General features: G+C 73.5%; 5 protein-coding genes. 2 read left to right on the top strand and 3 right to left on the bottom strand.

The window, feature by feature from the left end:
- Positions 1-112: 112 nt before the first annotated feature.
- The 3 genes from ACZ4VI_RS31725 to ACZ4VI_RS31715 all read right to left on the bottom strand — a co-directional run bounded on the left by ACZ4VI_RS31725 (position 113) and on the right by ACZ4VI_RS31715 (position 2,949).
- Positions 113-550 (bottom strand): hypothetical protein, encoded by a 438-nt coding sequence (locus tag ACZ4VI_RS31725; RefSeq protein ID WP_468004872.1) that lies wholly within the window; start codon positions 548-550, stop codon positions 113-115.
- Positions 551-618: 68 nt separating this feature from the next.
- On the bottom strand, positions 619-1,992 hold the full coding sequence (locus tag ACZ4VI_RS31720) for an FAD-dependent oxidoreductase (RefSeq protein ID WP_468004870.1): 1,374 nt from the start codon (positions 1,990-1,992) through the stop codon (positions 619-621).
- Between the two features lie 27 nt (positions 1,993-2,019).
- Entirely contained in the window at positions 2,020-2,949 is a 930-nt protein-coding gene (locus ACZ4VI_RS31715; RefSeq protein ID WP_468004869.1) for a DUF4349 domain-containing protein, read from the bottom strand.
- A gap of 126 nt (positions 2,950-3,075) precedes the next feature.
- Here ACZ4VI_RS31715 and hemG point away from each other — a divergent pair, with 126 nt between their 5' ends.
- Together hemG and hemQ are read left to right on the top strand one after the other, a co-directional pair.
- Positions 3,076-4,716, top strand: a complete 1,641-nt coding sequence (gene hemG / locus ACZ4VI_RS31710) for a protoporphyrinogen oxidase (protein WP_468004867.1) — start codon at positions 3,076-3,078, stop codon at positions 4,714-4,716.
- 50 nt (positions 4,717-4,766) lie between these two features.
- Positions 4,767-5,480, top strand: a complete 714-nt coding sequence (gene hemQ / locus ACZ4VI_RS31705; protein WP_468004866.1) for a hydrogen peroxide-dependent heme synthase — start codon at positions 4,767-4,769, stop codon at positions 5,478-5,480.
- The last annotated feature ends 201 nt before the right edge of the window (positions 5,481-5,681 follow it).

Below are 5,681 nucleotides of genomic sequence, written 5' to 3'. Positions count from 1 at the left end.
TTTTGCGCCCCCCCCCCCCCCCCACCCTCCCCCCCCCCCCCCTCCCCCCCCCCCCCCCCCCCCCCCCCCCCCCCCCCCCCCCCACAGCGGGCGGATGCCACAGCGGGTGGTGTCAGTACTCGTTGCAGTTGACGGGCGGGTTGCCGGATCCCACCCGGCAGAAGTCGACCCCGGCTCCGCCGTCCACGAGGCCGGCGTTCGCGCCGCCGACGCGGAGGTAGTCGCTTTCGGTGTCGCCGAGGACCGAGCCGTTCGCCGCGACGGAGCCGACCGTGACGTAGTCGCGGCCGGTGCCACTGTTGACGGTGCCGCCGACGCTGCCGGTGACCTGGATGTAGTCGTTGCCGCCCAGGCCGTTGACCGTGTGGCCGGCGGGGACCGACGCGCAGGTGATGTAGTCGGCTGCCGCCGTTCCGTCGACGGTCGTGCCCGTGACAGACCTGCCGTTGACCTGGCACGTGATCACGGCGTGGGCGGGCGTGATGCTCAGGGTGAGCGGGACGATGACGAGTGAGGCGGCGCAGAGCGCGCGCACTGTGTGTCTGATCATGTCATCGAGTTAATCCACGGTCACAGGAACATCGCAATCCGTCACTCTGGGTCACTGCTCCGCTCGGGTCAGCCCGCCTTGCGGACCGCCGCCACCGCCTTCCGCGCCGCGATCAGCACCGGATCCCACACGGGCGAGAACGGCGGCGCGTACCCCAGGTCGAGGGCCGTCATCTGCTCCACCGTCATCCCGGCCGTCAACGCCACCGCCGCGATGTCCACCCGCTTGGCGGCGCCCTCCCGGCCCACGATCTGCACCCCGAGGAGTCGGCCCGTACGGCGCTCCGCGAGCATCTTCACCGTCATGGGTGCCGCCCCCGGGTAGTAGCCCGCCCGGCTGGTCGACTCGACCGTCACCGTCACGTACCGCAGGCCCACCTGCCGCGCGTCCTTCTCGCGCAGCCCCGTCCGCGCGATCTCCAGGTCGCACACCTTCGACACCGCCGTGCCGACCACCCCGGGGAACGTGGCATAGCCGCCGCCCACGTTGGAGCCGATGACCTGGCCGTGTTTGTTGGCGTGCGTACCGAGCGCGATGTGCCGCTCGCGTCCCGAGACCAGGTCCAGGACCTCCACGCAGTCGCCGCCCGCCCAGATGTTCTCGTGGCCCCGCACCCGCATCGCGAGATCGGTGAGCAGCCCGCCGTACACCCCCAACGGCAGCCCGGCCGCCGCCGCCAGGCTCGTCTCCGGCACCACGCCCATCCCGAGGACCACCACGTCCGCCGGGTACTCGGCGTCCTCCGTCGCCACCGCGCGGACCCGCCCCCCATCACCCGTGAGGATCTTGGTGACCGCCGAGGAGCCGACGGTCCTGATCCCGAGGCCGTCCATCACCTCGTGGACGAGGCGTCCCATGTCCGGGTCGAGCGTCGCCATCGGCTGCTCGCCCCGGTTGAGGAGGGTCACCTCGTAGCCCCGGTTCAGCAGCGCCTCGGCCATCTCCACGCCGATGTACCCGGCGCCCACGACCACCGCGCGCCCGCCCTCTGTGCGCGCCAGCGAGTCGAGCAGCGCCTGCCCGTCGTCCAGGGTCTGCACGCCGTGCACGCCCGGCGCGTCGATCCCCGGCAGCTGCGGCCGAAGCGGCCGCGCCCCCGTCGCGATGACCAGCTTGTCGAAGCCCGTCCACGCCTCGTCGCCCGACTCCAGGTCACGGGTCCGCACCCGCTGCCCGGGCACGTCCAGCTCCACGACCTCCGTGCGCATCCGCAGATCGATGTCCCGCGCCCGGTGCTCCTCCGGGGTGCGCGCGATCAGCTCGTCGCGCTCGTCCACGTCGCCGCCGACCCAGTACGGGATGCCGCAGGCCGAGTACGAGGAGAAGTGACCGCGCTCGAAGGCGACGATCTCCAGCTCCTCGGGGCCCTTGAGCCTGCGTGCCTGCGATGCGGCGGACATGCCCGCCGCATCGCCGCCGATGACCACCAGTCGTTCGCTCATACGAACACGCTACGTCGGCGCGGTGGTTCAGTCCGTGGAAGTGTCAGGTTCCGCCACGGACCCCTGCGAAGGACGGCGCGACATCCGCGGCCGGACGAGCAGCCGCCACACCAGATAGCCGGCGAGGGCCACCGCGAGCCACGGCGCCACCGCCGCGAGGACGATCCCGACCCAGGCCAGCGCCGTCACCAGCGCGTTCCAGCCACCGGCGAGAGCGTCCAGGAAGCCCGGCCGGGCCTCGCTCTCCGGCGCCTTCTCCGCTTCCTTCTCGGTCAGTTCGAGGGTGATCGTGGCCATGGTCGTACGGTCCTTCAGCGAGGCCTGCTGGGCCAGCAGCGACTCCAGATCCGCCTGACGACGGCTCAGCTCGCCCTCCAGGGTGACCACGTCGCTCAGCTTCGTCGCCTGGTCCATCAGCTTGCGGACCCGGTCGACGCTCGCCCGCTGGGTCGCGATCCGGCTCTCCACGTCCACCACCTGCTCGGTGACGTCCTTCGCGTCCGCCTTCCGGGAGAGCAGCTTCCCGGTGCCCGCGAGCTCCTTGAGCACCGACTCGTACGAGTCCTGCGGCACGCGCAGCACGACCCGCGAGGTCACATGCGTGTCGTCGATCCGCTCGGTCGACTCGTTGGCGACATGACCGCCCGCGCCCTCGGTGACCCCGCGGGCGGTGGCCAGCGCCTTGGCCGCGTCCTTGACCTCCACGGACAGTGCGGCGGTACGGATGATGTGCTGCGGCTGGGTCGGGGCGGCGGGCTTCTTCGCGTCCCCCGCCCCCTTGTCCGCCGCGCTGCCGGAGTCCGGCGCGTACCCCCGGTCGGCGGCGCCCTGTCCGCCCTTCGCCGCGCTCACCCCCTTCTCGTCGGCACCGGCGCTGTCGGACGCGCCCGCGCCGCAGCCGGTCAGCGCCAACGAGACCATCAGCAGCGCCACGGCCGCTCTTCGCGCTCCACGCATGAAATCCCCCCAGGGATGGTGGTGAGTGTTGCCGGTTCGACGTACGGGGTGGGGGAGCGGGTTGCCGTCCTGCGGTAGCGAACCGGTCACGTTCTGGCCTCGGAACGGGTTTGAGAGAGTGGAGCCATGAACGCGGACACCAGGGACAGCAGCAGGGCACGGGCGCATGTGGTCGTCGTCGGAGGCGGAATCGCCGGTCTCGCGGCGGCTCACCGGCTGGTCTCGGCCGGGCTCCGGGTGACGCTGCTCGAAGGCGGCGACCGGATCGGCGGCAAGCTGCTCGCCGGCGAGATCGCCGGTGCGCCCGTCGACCTCGGCGCCGAGTCGCTGCTCGCCCGCCGCCCCGAGGCGGTCGCGCTCGCCCGCGCCGTCGGGCTCGGGGACCGGCTCCAGGCGCCCGCCACGACCACCGCGTCCGTCTGGACCCGCGGCACGCTGCGCCCGATGCCCAAGGGCCACGTCATGGGCGTCCCCGGCGACGCCGCCGCGCTCGCCGGACTCCTCTCCGAGGAGGGCCTGCGCCGGGTCGCGCAGGACCGCGAACTGCCTCCCGCCGAGATCGGTGCGGACATCGCTATCGGCGCGTACGTCGCCGAGCGGATGGGCCACGAGGTCGTCGACCGGCTCGTCGAGCCGCTGCTCGGCGGGGTGTACGCCGGTGACGCCTACCGCATCTCGATGCGGGCCGCCGTCCCCGCGCTCTTCGCCGCCGCCCGCACCCACCCGACGCTCACCGAGGCCGTCCACGCCGTCCAGCGGGCGGGCGCCGCGACCCCGCCCGACGCGGCGGGCGCGGCCACCGGCCTCGGCGGCTCCGCCTTCGTCGGCATCGATGGCGGCATCGGCGCCCTTCCCGAGGCCGTCGCCGCGGCGATCCGCGCGGCGGGTGGCGAGATCCTGACCCTCATGCCGGTGACGGAAGTGCGCCGAGTCGCGCCGCCGACAGGGGCCGCGCCTTCGGCGGGCTCGGACGCGGGTACACCCGGGCGCGCCGCCGAGCGGCCCGGCGAGCGCGCCGCCGAGCGGGCCGGCGGGCTCGCGCCGGGCCGGGGGACCCCTGACTCGCGCTCGGCCGCCGGCAGCCCCGGGCCGGTCACAGCCTCCGGGCCCGTGCCGGCGCGCACCGGCTGGCGGGTCGTCGCCGCGGGACGGGAGTTCCTCGCCGACGCGGTCGTCGTCGCCGCGCCCGCCTGGGCCGCCGCCGAGTTGCTCGGGCCGGAGGCGCCGCGGGCCGCGGCGGAGCTGGCCGGGGTCGAGTACGCGTCGATGGCGCTGGTGACCCTCGCCTTCCGGCGCGAGGACGTGCACGGTCTGCCCGGTTCCGGGTTCCTCGTGCCGCCCGTCGACGGGCACACCATCAAGGCGTCCACCTTCTCCAGCCAGAAGTGGCAGTGGGTCTCCGACGCCGCCCCCGGCCTCTTCGTCCTCCGTACCTCCGTCGGCCGCTACGGCGAGGAGGAGCAGGTCCTCCGCGACGACGCCGACCTCGTCGAGACCTCCCTCAAGGACCTCGCCGCCGCCACCGGGCTGACCGCCCGGCCCGTCGCCACCACCGTCACCCGCTGGACCGACGGCCTCCCGCAGTACCCCGTGGGCCATCTCGCCCGCGTCGCCCGCATCCGCGACGCCGTCGCCGAGGTCCCCGGACTGCGCCTCGCCGGGGCCGTGTACGAGGGCGTCGGCATCCCCGCCTGCATCGCCTCCGGCCATCGGGCGGCGGACGAAATCGCGGACCAGATCGCGGACGAGATCATCGCCACGTCGTAAACCACCCACCCTGGTGCGGGGCACTGTCCGTGACGGGCGAGAATAGGCGTATGAGTGCGCCCGAAAAGATCCCGAACGCCGGTAAGAAGGCGAAGGACCTCAACGAGGTCATCCGCTACACCCTGTGGTCTGTGTTCAAGCTGCGCGACAACCTGCCCGAGGACCGCGCCGGCTACGCCGACGAGGTCCAGGAGCTCTTCGACCAGCTCGCCGCCAAGGACATCACCATCCGCGGCACGTACGACCTCTCCGGTCTGCGCGCCGACGCGGACCTGATGATCTGGTGGCACGCCGAGACGAGCGACGAGCTCCAGGAGGCGTACAACCTCTTCCGCCGCACGAAGCTGGGCCGCGCCCTGGAGCCGGTCTGGTCGAACATGGCGCTGCACCGCCCCGCCGAGTTCAACAAGTCGCACATCCCGGCCTTCCTGGCCGACGAGACGCCCCGCGACTACGTGAGCGTCTACCCCTTCGTGCGCTCCTACGACTGGTACCTGCTGCCGGACGAGGACCGCCGCCGGATGCTCGCGGACCACGGCAAGATGGCCCGCGGCTTCCCCGACGTCCGCGCCAACACGGTCGCCTCGTTCTCGCTCGGCGACTACGAGTGGATCCTCGCCTTCGAGGCCGACGAGCTGTACCGCATCGTCGACCTCATGCGCCACCTGCGGGCCTCCGAGGCGCGGATGCACGTCCGTGAGGAGGTCCCCTTCTACACCGGCCGCCGCCGCTCCGTGGCGGACCTGGTGGCGGGCCTGGCCTGACGGCCGCCCTACCGACTCGGTGACGTCCCGGCGACCGGCCGGGCCGTCACCCCTCGACCCGGAAGATCAGAGGGCGGACGAAGATCCGTCCGCCGCTCCAGCGACACCGGGTCCGGCTCCGGGTGGGGGGGGGGGGGGGGGGGGGGGGGGGGGGGGGGGGGGTGGGGGGGGGGGGGGGGGGGAAACGACAGAGGGGGGGCT

The sequence above is a fragment of the Streptomyces sp. NPDC029169 genome (assembly GCF_055563935.1).
The sequence above is the reverse complement of the archived record's forward strand: the minus strand, read 5'-3'. Positions and strand labels throughout refer to the sequence as shown.